Here is a 21,271-nt window from a genome sequence, read left to right as displayed (position 1 = left end):
CAACTAAGTAGCTAATGTTCTATACTGTGGGGCTTAATTATTAACTCATCATCAAGATGAGTAGCCAGTAAAAATGATAACTATCTAGCTTTTAACTTAGTTACAATACTGGGCTAAAAGCGCCAGCCTACATCAACGAAGTTAACTAATTAAAAGATGAGTGGCAACGATACATTAGTAATAATAAACCAGTGGGGCAACTATGAATAGCGTAGAAAAACGGGCGATTTTGGGGGTCGGTGGTATTTTTGCCTTGCGTATGATTGGCCTGTTTATGATTGTGCCCGTGTTTGCTGTCTATGGTGACGACTATGCGCATGCCACGCCCTTTTTAATTGGTTTGGCGGTTGGTATTTATGGCCTTGGGCAAGCTATCTTTCAGATACCGATGAGCCTTGCCGCTGATAAGTTCCCTCGCAAACCCGTTATTTTAATCGGCTTAATATTATTTGCGTTAGGCGGTATTATCGCGGCCAATGCTACTGATATCTATGGGGTGATCATCGGTCGAGCGCTGGCGGGCGCAGGGGCAGTATCGGCTGTGCTCATGGCATTGTTAGCAGACGTTACTCGTGAAGAGATGCGTACCAAAGCGATGGCGACCATGGGGTTAACGATAGCTACCTCTATTATGCTCGCCTTTGCCTTTGGGCCTTTGATGGTAGGCTCTATCGGCATGTCAGGATTGTTTTGGTTGACTGCAGGTTTTGCGGTATTAGCTATGATTTTATTATGGTTTGTACCTTCACCGTTACGAGTGCTCAAGCACAATTTGGATAATAAGTCTATTGGTCAGCAATTAGCTACTGTGCTCAAAATTGGCGATTTAAACCGCCTGCATATTGGTATTTTTGCGCTACATTTGACCCTTACCGCCATATTTGTGATTTTGCCGCAGCAATTAACCGACGTTATGGGGCTGTCGGTACGCCAGCAAGGCTTGGTTTATCTGCCCCTATTATTTATCGGTTTTGCCGTAGCTATTCCTTTTATTATTATCGCTGAAAAGAAGCGCAAAATGCGCCAAGTATTCTTGGGCGCGATGGTATTAATGGCCGCTTCTTTGGCGCTCTTGGCGTTGGGTAGTCAGGTCGGTGTTGGTATTATTTTGGGTCTGTTATTTTACTTTATGGGCTTTAATTTACTTGAGGCCACCATTCCCTCATGGATATCGAAGCGCGCGCCGGTTGCCAATAAAGCGACAGCGATGGGTCTTAATTCTTCCAGTCAGTTCCTTGGTGCCTTTGTAGGCGGGGCGATGGGTGGTCTGCTATTGACTCAGTCTAATCTATTGGCTTGGGGTATACTTGCGGCTATCATGGGGGTAGCATTATTGATCATCATACCTATCGCCCAGCCGCCGTATTTATCGAGCACCACGGTGACGATACCCAAAGATGTCGATATTCAAGACTGGTCGCAGCAAATGATGGCAATTCATGGCGTTGATGAGTTGGTAGTGATGGCAAAAGAGCAGGTCGCTTATTTAAAGTTAGATAAAACCCAATTGACCGATGATGCCAAACAGCAGCTAACGAGCTTGGCGCAAAGTCCGTTAGATATATAGTTAAATAATAAATAAAAAGAGCAGTATAGTTCTACTATGCTGCTCTTTTTTGGTCTAAAGATGCTGTTAAGATGCAGGCGGTGTGCCCTCAGCGTTAGATAAAATAGCATCAATTTGTATCAACGCATCCATAGGAATAGCGGATACCCCGATTACCGTTCGTGCTGGCAAGTCGCTATCAAAGTAACCTTTATAGATGGCGTTTACCGCTTCAATATCTTTGATATCTTTAAGTTGGATAGTGACTTTTACGATATCATCCATTACATGGTTTGTACTTTCTATAATAGTTTTAATATTCTCCAAGCACTGTTTGGTCTGCTCGTTTATATCGCCTGAAACTATCTTACCTGACTTAGGATCGATAGGTAACTGTCCTGAAAGATGGTTATAATGCGAAAACGCCACAGTCTGAGTAGATAATGAATGTTTGGGTGCGCTGTCAGTATTATGAGCTTTTATAACGATATTATGGCGATCTTCGACTGCTTGCGGCGGGGTACCATTGCCATGGGAGATTACGGCATCAATCTGTACCGAGGCATTCATCGGTAGCTCTGACGCTATAACTATAGTGCGCGCTGGGAAAAGGTAGTCCGCTGTTTTAGCAGTATTAGCCTCTTGGAAAAAAGTACTATAGGCTTGATCGACAGCCTCAATATCCATTGCTTTTGTCAAGAAAATAGTGGTCTTAACGATATCATCAACGGGCACCTCAATATTCTCTAAGATAGCTTGAATATTTTTGAGACACTGCTCAGTCTGCTCTTTGACTCCACCATCAACGATTGCCTCTGTTGTTGGGTCAAGGGGCAGCTGGGCTGAGATATTATTATAATGAGAAAAGGCAACCGTTTGCATTGACGCTGAATCTTTGGGTGCATTTTCGGTATTACTCTCCACTTTTATCAGATCGGTAGCGTCTTGCGGATGCGTGCCTTCTCCGTTTGAAACTATAGCGTCCATTTGCACCAAAGCACCTTCCATAGGTAGATCGTCTACGGCTATGACGGTTCGGGTGGGTAGATGACTTTGGAAAGCGCCAGCATAAATCAGGTCTATAGCATCAATATCTTCAATGTTTTTTAGATAGATATTTATTTTGACCACATCATCCATCACATGATCAATACTCTCGGCGATAGCTTCAATATTCTTAAGGCACTGGGTGGCCTGCGCTTTTACATCATTGGCGACGACTTTGTCCATAGTAGGGCGCACGGGCAGTTGCGCTGAAATATAATTGTAATGTGAAAAGGCGACCGTTTGGGTCGAATGTGAATGCTTTGGCGCATTATCTGTGTTTCTTGAAGCTTTTATAATAGTGTCGCTCATAGTATATATTCCTTATATTACTTTCATTATTGATTAGGTATTGCTAACTTATTCTTAATTTTTCTATTTCATTCTTGCTGTTTAAATTCTTAATAATTAAGGCTTTAAAGCTTTGACTTTTAAAGCATTGACTTTTAAAGCTGATAGGGCTTTTAAATTCAAAAAGCCGCAGGGAGACCGTGCGGCTTTTTTATCTAATTGAGACTTGGTAAAGCAGATTAGGCAGTAGCGAATATACTACCTCTAACCGTTACCACGCCGCTTAGGGCACGAGTAAGACGGCTGTCAGAATTAAGCCTTGTCAGCCAGTTTTTCAGGACGACGCTCAGGTAACATACCTTCTTTTAAGATGAAGCTGATAATCTCTTCCACGCCTACACCATCATACAGATTGGTGAATATAAATGGACGTTCGCCGCGCATTTTTTTGGAATCACGTTCCATCACATCCAGTGAAGCATGCACATATTCAGCAATATCGATTTTGTTAATAATCAGCAGGTCGGATTTGGTAATACCAGGCCCACCTTTACGTGGTATTTTGTCACCAGCAGCTACATCAATGACGTATAAGGTCAAGTCAGATAGCTCAGGACTAAAAGTCGCCGCCAAGTTGTCACCGCCAGACTCTACTAATACCAATTCTAAATCAGGATGGCGTTTTTGCAATTCGTCAATAGCAGCTAAGTTCATAGAGGCGTCTTCGCGAATTGCGGTATGCGGGCAACCGCCTGTTTCTACACCCAAGATACGATCCGCTGGTAAAGCATCATGCTTGAGTAGAAAGTCAGCATCTTCACGGGTATAGATATCATTCGTGACTACGGCAATCTCATAATGATCTTTTAGAGCACTACACAGTTGGCGCAGTAACGCTGTTTTGCCAGAACCAACCGGTCCTCCAACGCCTACTCGTAAACAATGTTTCATAGTTTTTATTCCTTACATAAATTAAAGGGTTGTAAAATCGCTGTCAGCTTCAAGATTGTTTAACTTCGGAATAATCTTGAATACTGGGTTTCGTGTTGAGCACTACCAAGCGCTAAGCTGGGCAATATCGGGCCTAATTGGTCATCGGTTAGCATAAGTGCCGTATCAACTGCAATCACCAATAGCGGACGCAATTGCTCATTCAAGCGCTGCGCAGCGGTATGCCCTAATGGCATAGCTTTACAGGCAGCGGCGAGCTGATTTTCAAGCCAAGCCCAAGCAAAGCCTAATAGCGTTTGCCGGATAGGTATATGACGCTGATATGCCGCCCAAGCAAAAACAGTCACGTAGCCTGGCTCTTTTGGAAACTTAGCATCGCCCTGCTCAGGTCTCGGCTGAAGATCTAGGCTATCAAGCAGACGCACTAGCGCCAACCCTAAACGAATATCTTCGTCACTAAGCTCAGCACTTTCGCGATTGGCGTGAATCCAATCATTCCAGTAAGCAATACCGTCACTGTCACTATTGGCCCAGCAAGTATGCAAACGTGCTAATACTGGTAGCTCACAGCGAGTTAAACCATCGGCAAGTACGCCCTCTAGCCAGTCGCCAAGCTCTTGCTCATTATTTACCCAGCCCAGCTCAAAAGAGCTTTCAAGACCTTGCGACCAAGCGAAAGCGCCTATAGGTAGGGCAGGACTAATCAATTGCATTAGCCCCAATAGTGCCAAATCGCTAATTGCCTTTGGTGGCTCATCAATGTGCATGGTTGTTGTCATTATGGGAGTGTCCATGATCATGATTGTGTGAATGGTCGTGGTCGTCATGACTATGACCGTGTTCATGACTATGACTATGACCATGTGAATGTTCACGACCAGCCTGTGCATAAGCACCAGATTCTGGATCAAAAGGCGCTTCATGATGGGTCAAGGTTGCTCCCAACAATTCTGCCAGCTCTTCTAATACATAATCTGGAGGGAATCTTACCCAGTGACGACCATCTTCATCCATACCTAGAGCAAGGGTTACATGACGGTTACCTAAGTGGTAGCAAAGCCGTCCTAATGGTAAGCCATTCTCGATATATGCAGTAGTGACTGGTTCGTCCGCTGCACAAATCTGAATGAGCTCACCGCTACTGGCTTGCAATAGATCATCATGACGTAATACAGGGCCACGATCGAGGAACAAGCCTACGTCGCGCCCACTATCTGTAACCGCTTTTAGGCGGCCACGGATGCGTAGATCATAAGGCAAGGTTAAGGTATCAAATACCTCGGCCTTGCTGACCTCACTGTTGCTATCGACTCTCTGTGTTAATTCAAGCATATTACTATCCTTGCAAACGATTTAAAATAAATGATAACGCTGTGCTAATGGTAATTCAGCCATAGGCTCACAGGTGAGTAGTACCCCATCGGCATAAGCTTCATAGGTCTGCGGATCTACATTGATATCAGGGCAGGCAGTATTGAGTTTCATATCTTTTTTGCCCATCTTACGAATGTTTTTGCATGGCACAAGCTTACTCTTAAGACCGAGCTTCTCTTCAAGCCCTGTATTTTCAGCAGCCTGACTGATAAAGGTCACACGAGTGGCTGCAGCAGCGCGGCCATACGCACCGAACATACGGCGGAAATGCACTGGTTGCGGGGTTGAAATAGCTGCGTTTGGATCTCCCATTTCAGCACCAGCTATCATGCCACCTTTTATTACCAATTGTGGTTTGACCCCAAAGAATGCCGTCTTCCATAACACTAAGTCTGCCATTTTTCCCACTTCAACAGAACCAATCACATGCGAAACACCATGTGCAATAGCAGGGTTGATAGTGTATTTAGCGATATAGCGTTTGGCACGGAAGTTATCAGCACCGCGCTCTTCGTCTTCTGGCAGTAGTCCACGCTGCACCTTCATCTTATGTGCTGTCTGCCAGGTACGGCATACCACTTCACCAATACGCCCCATCGCTTGCGAGTCAGATGACATTATTGCCATGACTCCCATGTCATGAAGCAAGTCTTCTGCAGCAATAGTTTCGCGGCGAATACGTGAGTCAGCGAAAGCGACATCTTCTGGAATATTAGGATCTAGCGCGTGACACTCCATGAGCATATCTAAATGCTCATCAACGGTGTTGACAGTATAAGGACGTGTTGGGTTAGTAGATGCTGGCAACACATTAGGCAGACCAGAGATAGCAATAATATCTGGCGCGTGCCCACCACCTGCGCCTTCGGTATGGAAGGTATGGATACAGCGACCTTTCATAGCGGCGATCGTATCTTGCAAGAAACCTGACTCGTTTAGCGTATCAGAGTGCAGCGCCACTTGAATATCATATTCGTCAGCAACGGTCAGCGCATTATCAATAATGGCCGGTGTTGCACCCCAGTCTTCATGAATTTTCAGACCAAAAGCGCCCGCTTTAATTTGCTGAACTAAAGCTTCTGGCGTACTGGCACTACCTTTACCAAATATACCAATGTTCATTGGCATATCATCTACAGCCTGCATCATTTTACCGATGTACCATGGGCCTGGTGTACTAGTGGTTGCTAAAGTACCTGTTGCAGGGCCTGTACCACCACCGATCATAGTCGTTGTACCGCTCATTAAGGCTTCATCGACTTGCTGCGGGCAAATAAAATGAATATGGGTATCGATACAGCCAGCTGTCAGGATTCTATCTTCACCAGAGATAATCTCGGTGCCAGGTCCAATAACGATCTCAACGCCTGGCTGAGTATCTGGGTTACCGGCTTGACCGATGGCAGCGATATTTCCATCTTTTATACCCACATCGGCTTTGATGATACCCGACCAATCTAGGATAATGACATTGGTAATAACGGTATCCATGACTTCATCATCACAGCGTTGGCTCTGAGCCATGCCATCACGAATAGATTTACCCCCGCCGAATACTACTTCTTCGCCGTAGTGAGTAAGATCTTCTTCTACTTCGATCCAAAGTTCAGTATCCCCTAAACGAATTCTGTCACCTGTAGTTGGACCATATAATTCGGAATAAGCTTTACGAGAAATTTTCATTATTTTGCTCCTGAATCTTGCTTCTGATCTAATGATCCCATCACATCACCGCGGAAGCCATAAATACGACGTAAGCCTGAAAATTCAATCAAGTTTACCTCACGGCTCTGACCGGGCTCAAAACGAGTTGCGGTACCTGACGGAATCGCCAAACGATAACCGTAGGTTTTTTCACGATCAAAATCTAAAGCATTATTGGTCTCGTAGAAATGATAATGTGAGCCTATTTGGATAGGTCTGTCGCCTGTATTGGAAACGTGCACAGATATAGTAGGTCTATCTTTACATAGCTCAATATCGCCACTTTTTATTTGATATTCACCGGGAATCATGAGAAGTCTCCTTAAACGATTGGGTTATTAACGGTGACCAGTTTGGTACCGTCAGGGAAAGTTACTTCGACCTGAACACTATCAATCATATCGGCAACACCGTCCATCACATCATCACGAGTCAGGATTTCGCGGCCAGCACCCATCAAGTCTGCTACGGTACGCCCTTCACGAGCACCTTCCATAAGAGCGCAGCTGATATAGGCTATAGCTTCTGGGTGGTTCAATTTAAGTCCTTTTTCTTTGCGGCGTTCTGCCACTAGACCTGCCGTAAATATGAGTAACTTATCTTTATCTCTAGGGGTTAATTTCATCGCTAGCTCCTTATTATGAATATTACTTTCTTAAAAGCTGGTATCACAGATATACAAAAGTAACTGTCATGCACCAGATACTTTAGCTAAAACATTTAAGTCAACCAAATACGAGGTACGGTTGCCTCGTGTCCGGTTAATAGGGGTCGAATAACTTCTCTTGCTTTTTCAAAAAGCTGCCACGCTTCGTTGCGCTCATTACCAATATAACGCAGTAACAATACGCCGCGTCTATAAGTCACGGCCCAGTTCTTGGTAGGCGCAAGGTGTTCACGTAGTGCTAGAACAGTCGCCTCTGGATCACTGAGTCCAACCGTCCATAAGGTCGCATGCACGCTAGCTCCTGCTTGCCCCCACTTTCCCATAAATCTAGGATGATTAGGATCTATAGTTTGACGCTCAAGCCACAGCGGGCTGCCATTACGGCGTAGCTCAAAGCGCTGTTCTAAATAACCTTGATCAAAGGGTAGATTACTAGCAGGTCTACCAAGACAAAGAATCTCCCAGCCCAAACATTTGGCATCGCCTTCCAAATCAATCTGAAATACTTGTGTGCCGCGTGAGCTGTCAAAAGCAATAGACTCTTGAGGGAGCCACTCTAGTGTACCGCCGTCAGCGACGGTTAAGTTGGTAATTTGGCTCCAAGGAACATTATTTCTATCCGATTTATAAAGCTTATTAGCCGCCGGCGTTGTTACCAGAGCATGAGCGTCTTTATCGACAGTGACATTTATAACGAGCTCATCACCGCTAACTAGACCGCCAGGGGGATGCAAAGTATAGACATGACAGCATCCTGCGCGTCCTTCTGGATAAAAAGGTCTTTGTACACGCAGTGGACCAAAATGCCGGGCAACTTTTAGGCGAGTGATATTAGTGTCAGCCTCAGCACGGGTGTCAAACCCTAGAGTCAAAGACGCAGCCCAATGACGTTTGGCATCAAAATGGTGTCCAGAATATAGGGAGGGGGTCTTCTCTACTTTCGTAGGGGAGATAATTGTCATTGCACAAATACCTTTTTATTTATTATGAGTTCAAGTTTACTTGTTTATACCAACTACAAACGTGAAGCAATTTATCTAAGCGGCATTATGGTGGCAAACCATAAATTAATATCAAAACTAACAAAAGCCTACTTATTATTGAACAATAGTAACCTAAAGTTTTATACTTTTTGAACGGAGCATTAAGTAAATAAATCTAAAGAACTGTACTTAAACTTTTATTTGCCACAATTTAGAAAGTTACAAAACACAAAACAGTAACTGTTTCTATCAATCCTACCTTAGGGTAAGGGAATAGTACACTACAATATTAGCTCCAATAGCTATTATCTAATGGTATGTATTTAAACCATTGATTTTTATGGATTAATTATGGTCGTAGAATTGTAATACTCCTCTATATTAATAAATCTAGTAGAGCCTTTGAAGGATATAGTAAATTTATATTTAATAATGTCGTTAAGATTAGTAACTTGGTATTTACAATTTGGTAAGGTAGATAGATAATCATAAATAAATCCATACAATTACTCATGATTTAACGATCAAGACTATACTGTTCTTGAGCGGTATGCTCATAGAACCAGACCTACAAACATTATTTTAGAGGTGCGCTATGTCAGAATCCGTTCAATCTCCTGAAATCGTTGAAGACAAACCGCTCAAACCAATACTTGCTTATACTTTTATCATGCTCGGTATATTTGCTTTAGCCTTTTCGGCTATCATGGTAAAAGAAGCTAACTTTGAACCAGTAACCAACGCTTTTCTTCGTTGTTTATTAGGGTTTGTCACCTTGATACCTTTTGGTATTTGGGAGATCAAAAAGAAAAGAATGCTCAGCAAGAACGGTGTCTTATTGGCCATTTTAGCCGGTATATTCCTCGGTATCGATATGACCGCTTGGAACTACGCCATCTTCTTTATCGGTGCTGGTATCTCCTCAGTCCTATTGAACCTGCAAATCATCGTTATGCCCTTATTAGCCATGACCTTTGATAGATTCAAACCTAAGAAAAGCTTTTGGGTTTTAGTTCCTATTATGATTTTTGGTATTGTTCTTGCAGGGGGTATCTTTGATGGTGATCCCGTAGAAGGCCCAACCATGATTTGGGGTTATCCGATTGCGTATGTAGGTACAGCTTTAGGTATCCTTTCTGGTATCTGTTACGGTATCTATCTATATACTAGTAGGAAATCTGGCACGCTAAACGCAGGTCTTTATGTGCAGCCGCTAATGTGGGTGTTTTTAGCACAGCTGATTCCCCAAGGTTTTACCATGCTATTCTTAGCTCCTGAAGGTTGGAACGTTACTCAAGGGGTATTAGCGAATGGTAAATTACCCATGGATGCTGGTACGGCGATGACTGGTGATATGATTACCGCTGCTAACTGGTGGTGGATGGTTGCACTGGCAGTCATTGGTCATGCGATGGCTTGGGTATTCGTCCAAGTAGGTTCTGTGAACTTAGATCCTACAGTGGTAGCTGGGTTGTTATTATTGAGCCCAATTACTACCGTACTTGTAGCGCCCTATACCAGCGGCGAGTCTATCTCAATATTACAAGCGATAGGTGTTGTTGTTGTTTTAGCCGCTGTTGCTTATCAGAACGGTTTGCATAATATGCTGCTAAATAAGATACGGGGCACCAAATCACCAGGGACCTAACAAAAGAATAGTCTTCTTATTCTAAAGTAGCTTATTAAGGCCTGATATTTGTTTGTCGGGCCTTTTTGTTATTTTGAAAACATATAGTTGATTTTCAAAGTACTTTAAATACCCTTACGACAATAGTTGTCGCCTTTTATGCGTAGCCCTCTAGATATTTAGACAAAACTTCTATAAAGTAAAACTATCTTGCTGAGCCCTAGTTGATTTTACCTAACAAGGAGTCAGTCAGCTCTATTATAAAAATTACTAAAACGAAATCATTAAACTTTAATGGCTTCTTACTACAAAAACATTCATTAAAAAAGGACGATATTATGCGCGGTATTAATAAAGTTATTATCATTGGTAATCTCGGTGCAGATCCAGAATCCCGTCAGTTTAGCAATGGTGGTAGCGTCACTAATATCTCAGTGGCGACATCCGAGCAGTGGACAGACAAACAAAGTGGCGAAAAAAGAGAAGCGACTGAATGGCATCGCATTTCTTTATTTAATCGTCTAGGCGAGATCGCAGCACAGTACTTACGTAAAGGCAGTAAGGTCTATATCGAAGGCAGCTTACGCACGCGTAAATATCAAGATCAAAGCGGACAAGACCGTTATATCACTGAGATTCGTGCCGATCAAATGCAAATGCTTGATAGTGCAGGTGGTGGTCAACCTTCAAGCCCACAAGGTGGATTTAATCAACAGCCTCAAGGCGGCGGTTATGATCAAAGCAATTCAGGACAAGGTACATCGCAAGGTGGTTTCAATAGCAACCAAAGCGCGCCCAATCAGTTTAATCAGCCCACTCAAGCGCCTAATAACGCCCCAGCTACCAAACCTACAGCAATGCCTGATGGCCCGGTAGATGATGATATTCCGTTCTAAATCTTATAAGAATCAAAGTGCAAAGAGTATGCTATATAACCCTCGTAACCACGAGGGTTATTAATATCTATAGCGTGAGATAATGATATTCGCTCATTTAATATTGATTTTTGATTTTAAAATAACGATAAATGTAAATAGTAAATCAACTCAGTTAGCTAACAAAAGCCCGATGAAAATCGTTTAATATTTAATGGTTTATAGATATGAAGCGCTATCAAGGGTACCCTCTATTTACCCTTTATGATTAAAAGTTAAATATTCATTAGTTTAATGAAATATGCTAATATATTTATCTATCCGTATTTATATAGATATAAAACAATATTAAAATATAAAAAGGGTTTTGATTTAATTCCACTATATTAATATTGATTTGATGATGTCTATTAAGTAATGAATTGAAAACAGTATTAAACAGTATCCTAAATCAGTATTAGAGCATTTTTTGTAGGCCTAATACCCTTAAAGTAAATTGAACATAAATTAAGACTGAGACCACTATGAGCAAAAACAGTATAATTGATTTGGAAAACTTAGGTGTTGACGAGTTAAAAGCTATAAGCGAAAGCGCCCAGCAGCTTATTGAGCAGAAACAACACCAGCGTTTATACGATGCTTATATGCAATTTGAGAAAATTGCAGAAGAGAGCAATAGTACTATAGAAGAGATTCTACAAGCCGGTGAAAAGCTTGAAAAGAAACGTAGTATTAAATATCGTAATACTGAAAATAGTGAAGAAACATGGACAGGTCGCGGCCGTAAACCCACTTGGTTAGTCGAAGCACTGGCCTCTGGTAAAAACCTTGAAGACTTTGCAATCTAAATACCACCCTTAAAGTCAGGCGCTTATAGAATAGGCATTATATTAAATATATCTTATTGAGCGTTGATTAACTCAGTTTACTATCTATTAAATTTATATATTCATATTTCTACTAGTGCTACTTTATAATCAATCTTTTAAAAGTGTTTTATAGGATTGATAAAGGCCAATATCTTTATTTGAAGATATTGGCCTTTTTTCTGTCATTCTCATGTAATTGTTTGTTATGATAACAAAACTTATCTTTTGAAAACCTATCTTATACAAGATTCTTACTATTATGTTACAAGCATCTGCTTTGTCTTTTAAGGGCCCGCACAAGCTTTGGTGGCTCATCGGGCTCATAGTGTTTGGAGTATTTGTCGTACTCCAAATGCCGGCGTCTTGGATCTTAAGTAAGTATGCGCCGCAATCGCCCTATGTGCAGCAAGTATCAGGCAACTTGTGGCAAGGCTCTGCGATATGGCAAGTGCCCAATACCAATGAGTCGTTGACCGGATCAGCGCGCTGGCATTGGCAACCTTGGTACTTGTTTCTCGGCCAATTCGCAGCTGATGTTGATATTAGTGCCGATCAGACTAGACTTAATGGACAAGTGAGGGTCAGCCGAAACGCATGGCAAGTCAAAGATATGAAAGGTAAGATTGCGCCCCAAACCCTTAGTAGTCTAGTCAACTGGCAACTGCCAAATACGCCTATTCAAGTCAATGCTGTTGGTCTAAAACGCCAATCTGCTACCCAGTCCGGTACTACTAAGGCAGGATTTAGTCAGGCTGAAGGTCAACTGACTTGGGTTGGCGGCGAGGTGGGCTATCCAAATGAGGACAAGATACTCTATATCGCTATGCCTGCTATGCGCGCGCAGCTAAGTCATGAGCAAAAAGGGGACAGTAATAGATTGCATGTCAACCTCATAGACAAGCAAGATAAACGCTTGGGCGATCTGTACCTTGATGGTGATAATATGCTCGATGTCAGCTTAACGCAGCGTCTACTTGAGAATATGCCAGAGTATCAAGGACAAGCGCCGCAAGATACCCCTGTAGTTAGTGTGCGCCAGCCATTATTAACCGGTCTAGGGGCACGATAATGATAAGCATCGGTGCCCATCTCAAACCTGTGATAGAGATGTCAAATCGACTGTCAGGCTGGTTGTTACTCTTAGCCATAATTTGGCTTTGCTGGGTTGCGGCCAGACTGGTATGGCTGGTAATAGCCCCACCGCTTGCGCCTGCATTACCGCTGCAAGCGCTACAAAACCCTGCAACCATCGGCACTGATAATAGTAGTTTATTTACTATATTTACTGAGCCTGATTCAGTGGCATTAACGCTGCAAGCTCCTCCTAATGTAGTGTTGAAAGGGGTGTTGCTGGCGATACCAGAGTACCTATCCTCAGCTTTATTAGAAGTCAATGGTCAGGTCAAAAACTATCGTATTGGGGACTATTTAAATGATAACGACTATACACTGATCGCAGTAGACTGGAATACAGTTATTATCGCTGATGCCGCTAATAAACAAACCGTCCTCACTATGGCCGATAGTATGGCGCTAGACCAACGGGGGTTGCCTACTGATGCTATTAGCAATCAGCGCTTGCCAGATAATAATGCAGCCACAGCATTATCACTGCCTCTGTCTCTACCAACGGATGGTATCAATAATTTGCAGGCTAATAATACGATTGATGGTGCTGATAATGGCATTCAGCCTCAATCTGCTATTAGTGAAGCCATAATCGAGCTACAACAAAACCCTGCCAGCTACTTGAGTAGGATGGGAGTGATGGCTTCAGGTGACGGCTATCAAGTGACGGCTGCCATGCCAGCAGCCATGCGCGACCGTTTAGGAATAGAGCCGGGTGATAAAGTGTTGTCGGTTAATGGTCAAAATGTCGGTAGTAACCCTGCACAAGATGCCAGCGTCTTGCAACAAGTACAGCAGTTAGGCGAGGCTCAAATTGAAGTACAGCGCGGCGAGCAAATAATTACTATCCGCCAGCAGTTTTAAATTTTTAAATTATAATGAATGACCTAAAATGGGTAATGACGATCATGGCAAGTTTGTATAAATTTTCAGTAATACCCTTAAGTCGTTCAATGCAGTGTCTGCTGCGCCGGTGGCGGCCATTATATTTAGCCCTACCATTATGGGCGCTCTCTTGTGGGTGGGCCCATGCTGAAAGTTGGAAAGTTAATCTGCAAGATGCAGATATCAAAGCCTTTATCAATGAAGTAGCCACCATTACTGAGCAGAACTTTGTGCTTGATCCTCGTATTAACGGTAATGTCACGGTCATCTCCAACCGGGCATTATCTCGTGATGAGATTTACCAGTTATTTTTAAGTGTAATGCAGGTCAATGGCATTGCCGCCATCGACTCAGGGACGACCACCAAGCTTGTGCCTGATAACGTCGCCAAACAATCTGGTATAGCGGTAGATTTGCGTGGTAATAGCGTGGGTGAGGCCCTAGCTACTCGAGTTATTTATCTAACTAATACTCAGGCGACTGAAGTATTGGGCGTTATTCGACCTCTAATGCCGCAATCGGCGCATGCTGCGGCTGTTCCAGGGGTTAATGCCTTGGTCTTGTCGGATCGTGCCGATAGTCTCAATCAATTAACTGCGCTCATCCGTGATTTAGATAGTAATGTTAATGATACCCTACGAGTCATTCCTCTACGTCATGTCGATGCTGAGCGTATGATGGATCTGATAAGCGGCTTAGTCGGTAGTGCCAGCGGGGCAGGACAGCAATCAGCAAATGATCAGTTAAAAGTAATTGCCGATACTGCCAGTGATCGATTGCTAGTAAAGGGCAGTCCTGAGATGATTGCTAAAGTGCAAGATATGGTGAATCAGCTCGATACTACCCCTTCGCGCAGGCTTAGCGGTTTACGAGTCTTTCGCTTAAAGTATGCTAGTGCAGGGCATATTGCACAGATGCTGCGCGGATTACTCGCCAATCAGTCGATCAACAGCACGGGCGCCCAATCGACTTTGGAGCCTGCCTCATTGCTCGATGCCAGCGGCGCTAGCACCGCAGTTGATAGCGGAGCTAGTCGAGCTATCAACAATACCACCACTGCTTCTCCTAGCGCTAATACCGGCAGCCCAGCGGCTAGCTCAAGCAGACCTTTTAGTATTATTGCTGATGAAACCCAAAATTCGGTGATTGTGAACGCTGATCCTGAGCTGATGTTTGAAATTGAAGAAGCGGTCAATCAGTTAGATAATCGCCGTGCGCAAGTACTGATTCAAGCCGCCATCGTAGAGGTGTCAGGTGATGATGCCACTCAGCTCGGTGTGCAGTGGGCACTGGGTAATGCCAACAGTGGCTACGGGGTCGTCAATTTTAATAATGTCGGCGCTAGTGCAGCTACCCTTGCGGCAGCAGCCTTAACCGGAGGCGGCGCTAGTATTAGTGCGGCGGCAGGCTCCATTGCTGGCGCCTTGGTTGGTATCGGTAACAGTAGTAAAGATAGCAGCGGTAACACTCAATTTTATGGCGCTATCTTGCAAGCGCTGGATTCCTCTACCAGCGCCAATCTATTATCTATGCCCTCCATTTTAACTCTCGATAATGAAAAAGCCAGTATCTTAGTAGGGCAAAATGTCCCTTTTGTTACCGGTTCTTTCACCACTACGGCCGACTCCTCTACCAATCCATTTCAGACGATTGATCGTCAAGATATCGGTATTAATCTGAATGTTATTCCTCATATTGGCGAGAATGGTACGGTGCGCTTAGAGGTCTCACAAGAAGTCTCTTCAGTGGTGCCGGGTAGTTTGGGAAATGCTAATGGTTTAATCACCAATAAAAGCCTGATTAATACCACTATTTTAGCCGATGACCAGCAAACTATCGCTCTCGGTGGTCTGATGCGTGATAATTCAACGACTCGTCAGCAAAAAGTCCCGGGTTTAGGCAATGTTCCCTTCATCGGTCGCTTATTCCGCTCCGATAATGACAGTATCCAAAAGAGCAACTTGATTATATTTTTGCAGCCTACAATCTTGCGCGATGGCGGGGCAGTGGCCAGCGTAACTGAGCGTAAATATAATCAAATGCGCGTACTGCAGTTAGTGATTGATAAAAATGGTACTATTAAACAGCTGCCGCTTAGTGGTACTGAAAACTGGGACGGTACTATTGAGCCCGATTATGAGCTGATGCCGCTTAATCCTTTGGTTCCTAAGCGCAATCAAGTGCCACAAAAGTCCATGACACAAAGCTTTAACCCAGTTGATAGACCAAACGCTGGCATAACTACTTATCCATTAAACCCATAATATTGCGGCGGCTTAAAACTAACCTTTAAGGAGGTTTGACTCTTCAATGACAATAAAAAAATGGTTAACCTTAGGTGCTGTGGGTACGGCTTTATTGCTCATTCCGAGGCGTAGTAGTCGACAAACTATGCCTAAAACTAGGCCTGAAAATATGTCCAGCGCTATGCCAAAAGAGAATTCTAAGCCACTATCACCAAAAGATCAGACATCTTCTAGTCAAGCAGAGGACGACAACCAAACATAAGCCCTAATATTTGAATGTTCAACGGACCCTAACTATTTACTCAATTTGTGCTAATATTTTAATCCCCTTTCCTATTATAGCTACGCTTTATGACTATCAAGCGGCCTACCTTCCTTTACTACTGGTTTTATATCTCTATTTGGCTTACGCTTAGCATGAGCAGTGTTGCTTTGTTCGGTTGTAAACCGCAACCAAAGTCCCCATTTGAACAGCAGGCGGAAACCAATTCCAACAATGGAATGGATATTAGTGTTAGCAATCAGGCAGTAGAAAGTCAGGTAGACGATGAGGTAGCGATAGTTACTGAAGTGACACCGGTCGTCACGGAAAATGCTGCTGATAAACCCATTCAAATTACTAAGCAGCAGGCGATAGCTCGTCAGCCAAACTGTGACCCTAGCCAAAAGGCTTGCCAATACTTTGAATTAAATATCTTAGACTTTACGCCCCAGCAGCCTTGGCTTACCAGTATTATGTGGCAGACTATTGTGCGGGTTGTTGCGCCGCAAGCTCCGTTAGTTAGTCAAGACGAAACCGCCAAAAAAACAGTGCTCATGTTACTCAATCAGGTTGAGTATAGTGAAACTATGGTCAGCTCACTACCCCTATATCAGCGTATTGAGACTGAAGTGGTCTTTAATCCGGCCACGCCTGATACCGTGGATACTGGCTATCTTGTCATTCGTTCTAATCAGCAGCGTGGCACTGATCGTCAGCATATTAACTATGTCATGCTGGATATGCAAAAAAAGCTGCAACTGAATATCAAGGATATATTGCTGCCGGAGGTGAGTACGGCTGAATTATTAACGAGTTTTCAAAATGCTAAAAAACAATGGTTAATGTCACAAGGTGTTGAACAGCAGTACCTCGATGAGTGGCCGCTGCATTTGTCACGCCAATGGTATCTAGATGAGCAGGGGCTGCACATGGTTTATCAGTCCGGTGAGCTCTTAAAGAGCTCTACCGATGCCGTTGATTTGATTGTACCTTATGAGTTATTAGAGGGGCTTATTAAACCAAATTATAAAATAAGTTATCAGGTTGACTCTTAAGGTCGCAGCGTCCAATAACTCACAGCCTAACTAATTTTTTATTGATAAAGTCTATGGAGGCATCAATGTCCAAGATAGAAACCGCACAAAATAATAATAAAAATGCTAATAATACCAATGCCGCATTGGATATCTATCCTATGATTGATACCCATACGCATTTTGATGCCCCAGTCTTTGATGAGGACCGTGTTCTACAAGCACAAAAAGCTTATAGTAAAGGCGTTCGTCATTTAGTGCTGGTAGGCTATTTATATAAGCACTTTGATAGAATTTATGAAACCCAGCAGGCACTGTCAGAGCTTGAGCCGTCAGAATCAGCCTCAAGCGCATCACCAAGTACATCGCCAGATACATCACCAAGTTATCCAGCAGCGCATATTGCGCTCGGATTACACCCCTTTTATATTGACCAGCATACCGACGCTCATCTAACGGCTATGGCGAAAATGCTCGATGAGCGGCGACCTTTGGCGATAGGTGAGATTGGGTTAGATACTTATACCGATGAGATGAAAACAGCAGATAAGTTCGATAAGCAAAAGCGTTTTTTCAATGCTCAGCTCGATATGGCGGTCAAGCATCAGTTGCCAGTGATGCTACATATTCGTAAAGCTCATGCAGAGGCGCTAGCTATTTTAAAAGCGCATGATTATGATGCCCATAAGCTCGGCGGTATTGCGCATAGTTTCAGTGGCGGCGAGCAAGAAGCAAAAGCTTTCGCCAAACTTGGTTTTAAGCTGGGAGTGACCGGACAGGTGACCAATCCTAATGCAAAAAAGCTACGGCGGGCCATTCAAGTCGCGGTCGATAGCTACGGCATTGAATGTTTGGTTATTGAAACCGATTGCCCGGATATGACGCCGGTTATGTGCCAGACTTCTGCTAATAATCAATCGGCGCTGGGAATGAATGTAGATAATGAATGGCAAGGAGCAGAGGGGTACAACCGAAACGTTCCCGCCAATCTACCATGGGTACTTAAGAGCTTAAGTGAGCTTTTAGAAGTTGATAGCGCCACGCTAGCTGCACAGCTATGGAAAAATAGCTGTGCAGCATTACAAACCAGTTGGGCTTATCAGTAATTATATTTAAGAAGAGTGTAAAGTATGAGCAATCAGGCCCCCGATTATGATCAGTATGAGCGGCGTTTTCAAGGCACTCAAAGGCTCTATGGTCAATCCGCTTTTGAAGTTTTTGCCGCCGCGCATGTATATGTTATTGGGATAGGTGGGGTGGGCTCTTGGGCGGCAGAAGCCTTAGCACGTACGGGCGTGGGGCAGCTAACGTTGATAGACCTAGATGTGCTAGTAGCTTCAAATGTTAATCGCCAACTGCCGGCGCTAGATAGCACATTTGGTCAGTCAAAGATTGCCGCTATGGCTGAGCGTATCTATCAGATTAACCCCAAAGTTAAGCTAAATTTGATAGATGATTTTTTGACAGCAGATAATGTTACTGCTTTACTGCCCTCACGCCAGCAAGCAAAAGAAGCGGCGGCACAGCGAAAACCTGTCGTTATTTTAGACTGCGTTGATGATATGGATGCCAAGCTTGCCATTGCGCTGCATTGTCGATTTAATAAGTTAAAGCTAATCTGCGCCGGCGCTGCAGGGGGTAAGATAGACCCACGCCAAATCACCGTGAGCGATCTAAAGGACTGCTATCAAGATCCACTACTGGCAAAGCTACGTAGTAAATTACGCCATGAAAAAGGCATCAATAGCGGCCTAAAAGAGAAGTTTGGCATCAGATGTGTCTACTCAACCGAACCACCACGAGTCGATAAAAGCTGTCAGACCGGAGGTTTGCACTGCGGCGGTTACGGATCGGCGGTCACTATAACCTCGGTAGTGGCGATGGTTATGGTAAGCGAAGCATTACAAATCCTCGGCAAACAATAAATATATAACGAATGCTCAGCTTTAACCAAAAAATTGCAGATTGCGTTAAATTTGGAGATCGCATTGTCAAAGCATAAATATCCTATAGCGATAGATGATCACGAGCGTATTGCCAAGCTGCGCGAATACCAAGTGCTCAACACTAACGATGATCCTGCTTTTGCTCGTTTGACTGAGCTGGCAAAGCTCTTCTTTGACATGCCGATTGTTACCATCACCTTTATGGATGAGCATACGCAGTATCTCAGAGCGCCGCAAGGTCTTGGTGAGGTATGTGCGACAGCGCGCGCAGACGCTATCTGTAACTATACTGTGCTGTCAGATGAGGTTTTTATTATTAATGATTTGAGTGCTGATAAGCGCTTTATGCATAATCCACTGATTACCCATGCGCCTCATCTGCGTTTTTATGCCGGTGCGCCTATTATCTTGGAAGAGGATAATAAGTCTTATCGTTTAGGCTCGCTTTGCTTGATGGATACCAAGCCCCATTATGATTTTAGTGATAAACAAGCTCGGCTGCTGGCCCAGTTTGCAGCGATGACAGGCGATGCCTTACAGTTACAAAAAAGACAACGTCTGACTAAGCATGCTGATCAAATGAAGTCCGAATTCTTGGCTAATATGAGTCATGAGATTCGTACGCCAATGAACGGTATCATCGGTATGGTGGAGATGCTCGATGATACTGAGCTTAGCCTTGAGCAACAAAACCATATCGATAATATAAAGCTATCTACTGAGCATTTGCTGGCTATTATTAATGGTATTTTGGACTTGTCTAAAGTCGAAGCCGGCAAGATGACGGTTGATGCGATACCGATGAACTTGTCAGATTTGTGCAAACAAGTGATAGACCTTTTCGCAGTCAAAGCTCGTCAACGTGATTTAACTTTGGCGTATCATTTTAATGAACAGCTATCGCCTTACGTTATTGGAGATCCAGTAAGGCTTAAGCAGATTTTGGCCAATTTAGTTAATAACGCTATCAAGTTTACCCGTGAAGGCGGCAAAGTTAGTATTAACATTAATAAGCCTGCATTATGTGATTATAAAGACGGTCATGATGCTGATAGCAATAACGAAAGCTCTGCTTTGGCGCATGATAATGGTGTTAATTATCAAAATATGACGCTGTGTATTGGTGTGAGTGATACTGGAGTAGGAATCAAGCCTGAATCTTTAAAGGCGATATTCGATGCCTATAATCAGGCAGATAAATCGACTCATCGACTCTATGGCGGCACCGGTCTGGGACTGTCCGTTTGTAAATCGTTGGTGAACCTAATGGGCGGGCATATTTGGGCAGATAGCGTGGTGGGGGAAGGCACTACCTTTAAGGTATTATTGCCACTGCCGGCGATGGAGGCTCAAGCCTATGAGCACTGGAAACAAAAAAACGAGGTAGGATATAATTCGACCTCACTTTATGCTGGCCACGTTTTATTGGTAGAGGATGATAAGGTAAACGCTATTATTGCCAAAAGGGCACTGCATAATGGCGGTCATACCGTCACTCACGTGACTGATGGGCAAAAGGCGATTGAGCATTTTTCAGCGCATCCTAAGCGTTATGATATTATTTTGATGGATCATCACATGCCTATTATGGATGGTATTCAGGCTACTATTAAACTGCACGAGCTTTATAATCCAGATATGCTGCCACCTATCATTGCGCTGACCGCGAACGCTATGGATGGTGAGCGCGAAAAGTATCTAAAAGTGGGCATGCAAGACTACTGTACTAAGCCGTTTAAGAAAGAATATCTAAATGCTTTGATACAGTACTGGCTACGGCATAATAAAGACAAAAAAATGCCGTATAAAAAAGCTTAATGATTTAAATCATTAAGCTTT

The 21,271-nt window shown here is 43.5% G+C and carries 20 protein-coding genes; 12 read left to right on the top strand and 8 right to left on the bottom strand.

Annotation, left to right across the window (positions count from 1 at the left end):
* Positions 1 to 202 precede the first annotated feature (202 nt).
* Positions 203 to 1,567 carry an MFS transporter gene (locus JMX18_RS06905; RefSeq protein ID WP_201586201.1) on the top strand — a complete coding sequence of 455 codons (1,365 nt, stop codon included), beginning with the start codon at positions 203 to 205 and terminating at the stop codon, positions 1,565 to 1,567.
* 66 nt (positions 1,568 to 1,633) lie between these two features.
* On the opposite strand, the gene JMX18_RS06900 is transcribed toward JMX18_RS06905, so the two are convergent.
* From JMX18_RS06900 to JMX18_RS06865, 8 genes are all read right to left on the bottom strand, one after another.
* Complete coding sequence (locus JMX18_RS06900; RefSeq protein WP_201586198.1) at positions 1,634 to 2,902, bottom strand: RidA family protein; 1,269 nt, start codon at positions 2,900 to 2,902, stop codon at positions 1,634 to 1,636.
* Positions 2,903 to 3,193: 291 nt separating this feature from the next.
* Positions 3,194 to 3,832, bottom strand: a complete 639-nt coding sequence (gene ureG, locus JMX18_RS06895; RefSeq protein WP_201586195.1) for an urease accessory protein UreG — start codon at positions 3,830 to 3,832, stop codon at positions 3,194 to 3,196.
* Between the two features lie 59 nt (positions 3,833 to 3,891).
* Positions 3,892 to 4,611, bottom strand: a complete 720-nt coding sequence (locus tag JMX18_RS06890; protein ID WP_265088816.1) for an urease accessory protein UreF — start codon at positions 4,609 to 4,611, stop codon at positions 3,892 to 3,894.
* Positions 4,589 to 5,164 carry an urease accessory protein UreE gene (gene ureE / locus JMX18_RS06885; RefSeq protein WP_201586192.1) on the bottom strand — a complete coding sequence of 192 codons (576 nt, stop codon included), beginning with the start codon at positions 5,162 to 5,164 and terminating at the stop codon, positions 4,589 to 4,591. The genes JMX18_RS06890 and ureE overlap by 23 nt, the downstream gene beginning before the upstream one ends.
* A 21-nt stretch (positions 5,165 to 5,185) precedes the next feature.
* A complete protein-coding gene (gene ureC, locus JMX18_RS06880; RefSeq protein WP_201586189.1) occupies positions 5,186 to 6,889 on the bottom strand; it encodes an urease subunit alpha in 1,704 nt (567 codons plus the stop codon).
* Positions 6,889 to 7,221, bottom strand: coding sequence for an urease subunit beta (locus JMX18_RS06875; protein WP_201586186.1), 333 nt, complete (start codon positions 7,219 to 7,221; stop codon positions 6,889 to 6,891). The genes ureC and JMX18_RS06875 overlap by 1 nt, the downstream gene beginning before the upstream one ends.
* An 11-nt stretch (positions 7,222 to 7,232) precedes the next feature.
* The gene (gene ureA, locus JMX18_RS06870) at positions 7,233 to 7,535 is read right to left on the bottom strand and encodes an urease subunit gamma (RefSeq protein ID WP_201586177.1); all 303 of its coding nucleotides are present in this window, start codon (positions 7,533 to 7,535) and stop codon (positions 7,233 to 7,235) included.
* 95 nt (positions 7,536 to 7,630) lie between these two features.
* Positions 7,631 to 8,539: an urease accessory protein UreD gene (locus tag JMX18_RS06865; protein ID WP_201586175.1), complete on the bottom strand. Its 909-nt coding sequence runs from the start codon at positions 8,537 to 8,539 to the stop codon at positions 7,631 to 7,633.
* Between the two features lie 616 nt (positions 8,540 to 9,155).
* On the opposite strand from JMX18_RS06865, the gene JMX18_RS06860 reads away from it, so the two are divergent.
* From JMX18_RS06860 to JMX18_RS06810, 11 genes are all read left to right on the top strand, one after another.
* Positions 9,156 to 10,208, top strand: coding sequence for a DMT family transporter (locus JMX18_RS06860; protein WP_201586172.1), 1,053 nt, complete (start codon positions 9,156 to 9,158; stop codon positions 10,206 to 10,208).
* Positions 10,209 to 10,525: 317 nt separating this feature from the next.
* The gene (ssb, locus tag JMX18_RS06855; RefSeq protein WP_201586169.1) at positions 10,526 to 11,083 is read left to right on the top strand and encodes a single-stranded DNA-binding protein; all 558 of its coding nucleotides are present in this window, start codon (positions 10,526 to 10,528) and stop codon (positions 11,081 to 11,083) included.
* 503 nt (positions 11,084 to 11,586) lie between these two features.
* On the top strand, positions 11,587 to 11,910 hold the full coding sequence (locus tag JMX18_RS06850) for an H-NS histone family protein (RefSeq protein ID WP_201586166.1): 324 nt from the start codon (positions 11,587 to 11,589) through the stop codon (positions 11,908 to 11,910).
* 280 nt (positions 11,911 to 12,190) lie between these two features.
* The gene (gene gspN / locus JMX18_RS06845) at positions 12,191 to 13,000 is read left to right on the top strand and encodes a type II secretion system protein N (RefSeq protein ID WP_201586163.1); all 810 of its coding nucleotides are present in this window, start codon (positions 12,191 to 12,193) and stop codon (positions 12,998 to 13,000) included.
* Positions 13,000 to 13,923 carry a type II secretion system protein N gene (locus tag JMX18_RS06840; RefSeq protein ID WP_201586151.1) on the top strand — a complete coding sequence of 308 codons (924 nt, stop codon included), beginning with the start codon at positions 13,000 to 13,002 and terminating at the stop codon, positions 13,921 to 13,923. The genes gspN and JMX18_RS06840 overlap by 1 nt, the downstream gene beginning before the upstream one ends.
* A gap of 44 nt (positions 13,924 to 13,967) precedes the next feature.
* A complete protein-coding gene (gspD, locus tag JMX18_RS06835) occupies positions 13,968 to 16,208 on the top strand; it encodes a type II secretion system secretin GspD (RefSeq protein ID WP_201586148.1) in 2,241 nt (746 codons plus the stop codon).
* 46 nt (positions 16,209 to 16,254) lie between these two features.
* On the top strand, positions 16,255 to 16,452 hold the full coding sequence (locus JMX18_RS06830; RefSeq protein WP_201586139.1) for a hypothetical protein: 198 nt from the start codon (positions 16,255 to 16,257) through the stop codon (positions 16,450 to 16,452).
* Between the two features lie 89 nt (positions 16,453 to 16,541).
* The gene (locus tag JMX18_RS06825) at positions 16,542 to 17,507 is read left to right on the top strand and encodes a hypothetical protein (RefSeq protein ID WP_201586136.1); all 966 of its coding nucleotides are present in this window, start codon (positions 16,542 to 16,544) and stop codon (positions 17,505 to 17,507) included.
* A gap of 131 nt (positions 17,508 to 17,638) precedes the next feature.
* The gene (locus tag JMX18_RS06820; RefSeq protein WP_227674695.1) at positions 17,639 to 18,592 is read left to right on the top strand and encodes a TatD family hydrolase; all 954 of its coding nucleotides are present in this window, start codon (positions 17,639 to 17,641) and stop codon (positions 18,590 to 18,592) included.
* A 24-nt stretch (positions 18,593 to 18,616) separates the two neighbouring features.
* On the top strand, positions 18,617 to 19,411 hold the full coding sequence (locus tag JMX18_RS06815) for a tRNA threonylcarbamoyladenosine dehydratase (RefSeq protein WP_201586132.1): 795 nt from the start codon (positions 18,617 to 18,619) through the stop codon (positions 19,409 to 19,411).
* A gap of 63 nt (positions 19,412 to 19,474) precedes the next feature.
* Complete coding sequence (locus JMX18_RS06810) at positions 19,475 to 21,250, top strand: GAF domain-containing hybrid sensor histidine kinase/response regulator (RefSeq protein WP_227674587.1); 1,776 nt, start codon at positions 19,475 to 19,477, stop codon at positions 21,248 to 21,250.
* The last annotated feature ends 21 nt before the right edge of the window (positions 21,251 to 21,271 follow it).

Source organism: Psychrobacter jeotgali (assembly GCF_904846315.1).
Taxonomy (GTDB): domain Bacteria; phylum Pseudomonadota; class Gammaproteobacteria; order Pseudomonadales; family Moraxellaceae; genus Psychrobacter; species Psychrobacter jeotgali.
This window is presented reverse-complemented; position numbering and strand designations above follow the sequence as displayed.

What these genes read in the sequence shown, in the direction of transcription:
- JMX18_RS06905 (WP_201586201.1), top strand. Translation starts at nt 203, where the DNA reads ATGAATAGCGTAGAAAAACGGGCGATTTTGGGGGTCGGTGGTATTTTT.
- JMX18_RS06900 (WP_201586198.1), bottom strand. Translation starts at nt 2,902, where the DNA reads ATGAGCGACACTATTATAAAAGCTTCAAGAAACACAGATAATGCGCCA.
- ureG (WP_201586195.1), bottom strand. Translation starts at nt 3,832, where the DNA reads ATGAAACATTGTTTACGAGTAGGCGTTGGAGGACCGGTTGGTTCTGGC.
- JMX18_RS06890 (WP_265088816.1), bottom strand. Translation starts at nt 4,611, where the DNA reads ATGACAACAACCATGCACATTGATGAGCCACCAAAGGCAATTAGCGAT.
- ureE (WP_201586192.1), bottom strand. Translation starts at nt 5,164, where the DNA reads ATGCTTGAATTAACACAGAGAGTCGATAGCAACAGTGAGGTCAGCAAG.
- ureC (WP_201586189.1), bottom strand. Translation starts at nt 6,889, where the DNA reads ATGAAAATTTCTCGTAAAGCTTATTCCGAATTATATGGTCCAACTACA.
- JMX18_RS06875 (WP_201586186.1), bottom strand. Translation starts at nt 7,221, where the DNA reads ATGATTCCCGGTGAATATCAAATAAAAAGTGGCGATATTGAGCTATGT.
- ureA (WP_201586177.1), bottom strand. Translation starts at nt 7,535, where the DNA reads ATGAAATTAACCCCTAGAGATAAAGATAAGTTACTCATATTTACGGCA.
- JMX18_RS06865 (WP_201586175.1), bottom strand. Translation starts at nt 8,539, where the DNA reads ATGACAATTATCTCCCCTACGAAAGTAGAGAAGACCCCCTCCCTATAT.
- JMX18_RS06860 (WP_201586172.1), top strand. Translation starts at nt 9,156, where the DNA reads ATGTCAGAATCCGTTCAATCTCCTGAAATCGTTGAAGACAAACCGCTC.
- ssb (WP_201586169.1), top strand. Translation starts at nt 10,526, where the DNA reads ATGCGCGGTATTAATAAAGTTATTATCATTGGTAATCTCGGTGCAGAT.
- JMX18_RS06850 (WP_201586166.1), top strand. Translation starts at nt 11,587, where the DNA reads ATGAGCAAAAACAGTATAATTGATTTGGAAAACTTAGGTGTTGACGAG.
- gspN (WP_201586163.1), top strand. Translation starts at nt 12,191, where the DNA reads ATGTTACAAGCATCTGCTTTGTCTTTTAAGGGCCCGCACAAGCTTTGG.
- JMX18_RS06840 (WP_201586151.1), top strand. Translation starts at nt 13,000, where the DNA reads ATGATAAGCATCGGTGCCCATCTCAAACCTGTGATAGAGATGTCAAAT.
- gspD (WP_201586148.1), top strand. Translation starts at nt 13,968, where the DNA reads ATGGCAAGTTTGTATAAATTTTCAGTAATACCCTTAAGTCGTTCAATG.
- JMX18_RS06830 (WP_201586139.1), top strand. Translation starts at nt 16,255, where the DNA reads ATGACAATAAAAAAATGGTTAACCTTAGGTGCTGTGGGTACGGCTTTA.
- JMX18_RS06825 (WP_201586136.1), top strand. Translation starts at nt 16,542, where the DNA reads ATGACTATCAAGCGGCCTACCTTCCTTTACTACTGGTTTTATATCTCT.
- JMX18_RS06815 (WP_201586132.1), top strand. Translation starts at nt 18,617, where the DNA reads ATGAGCAATCAGGCCCCCGATTATGATCAGTATGAGCGGCGTTTTCAA.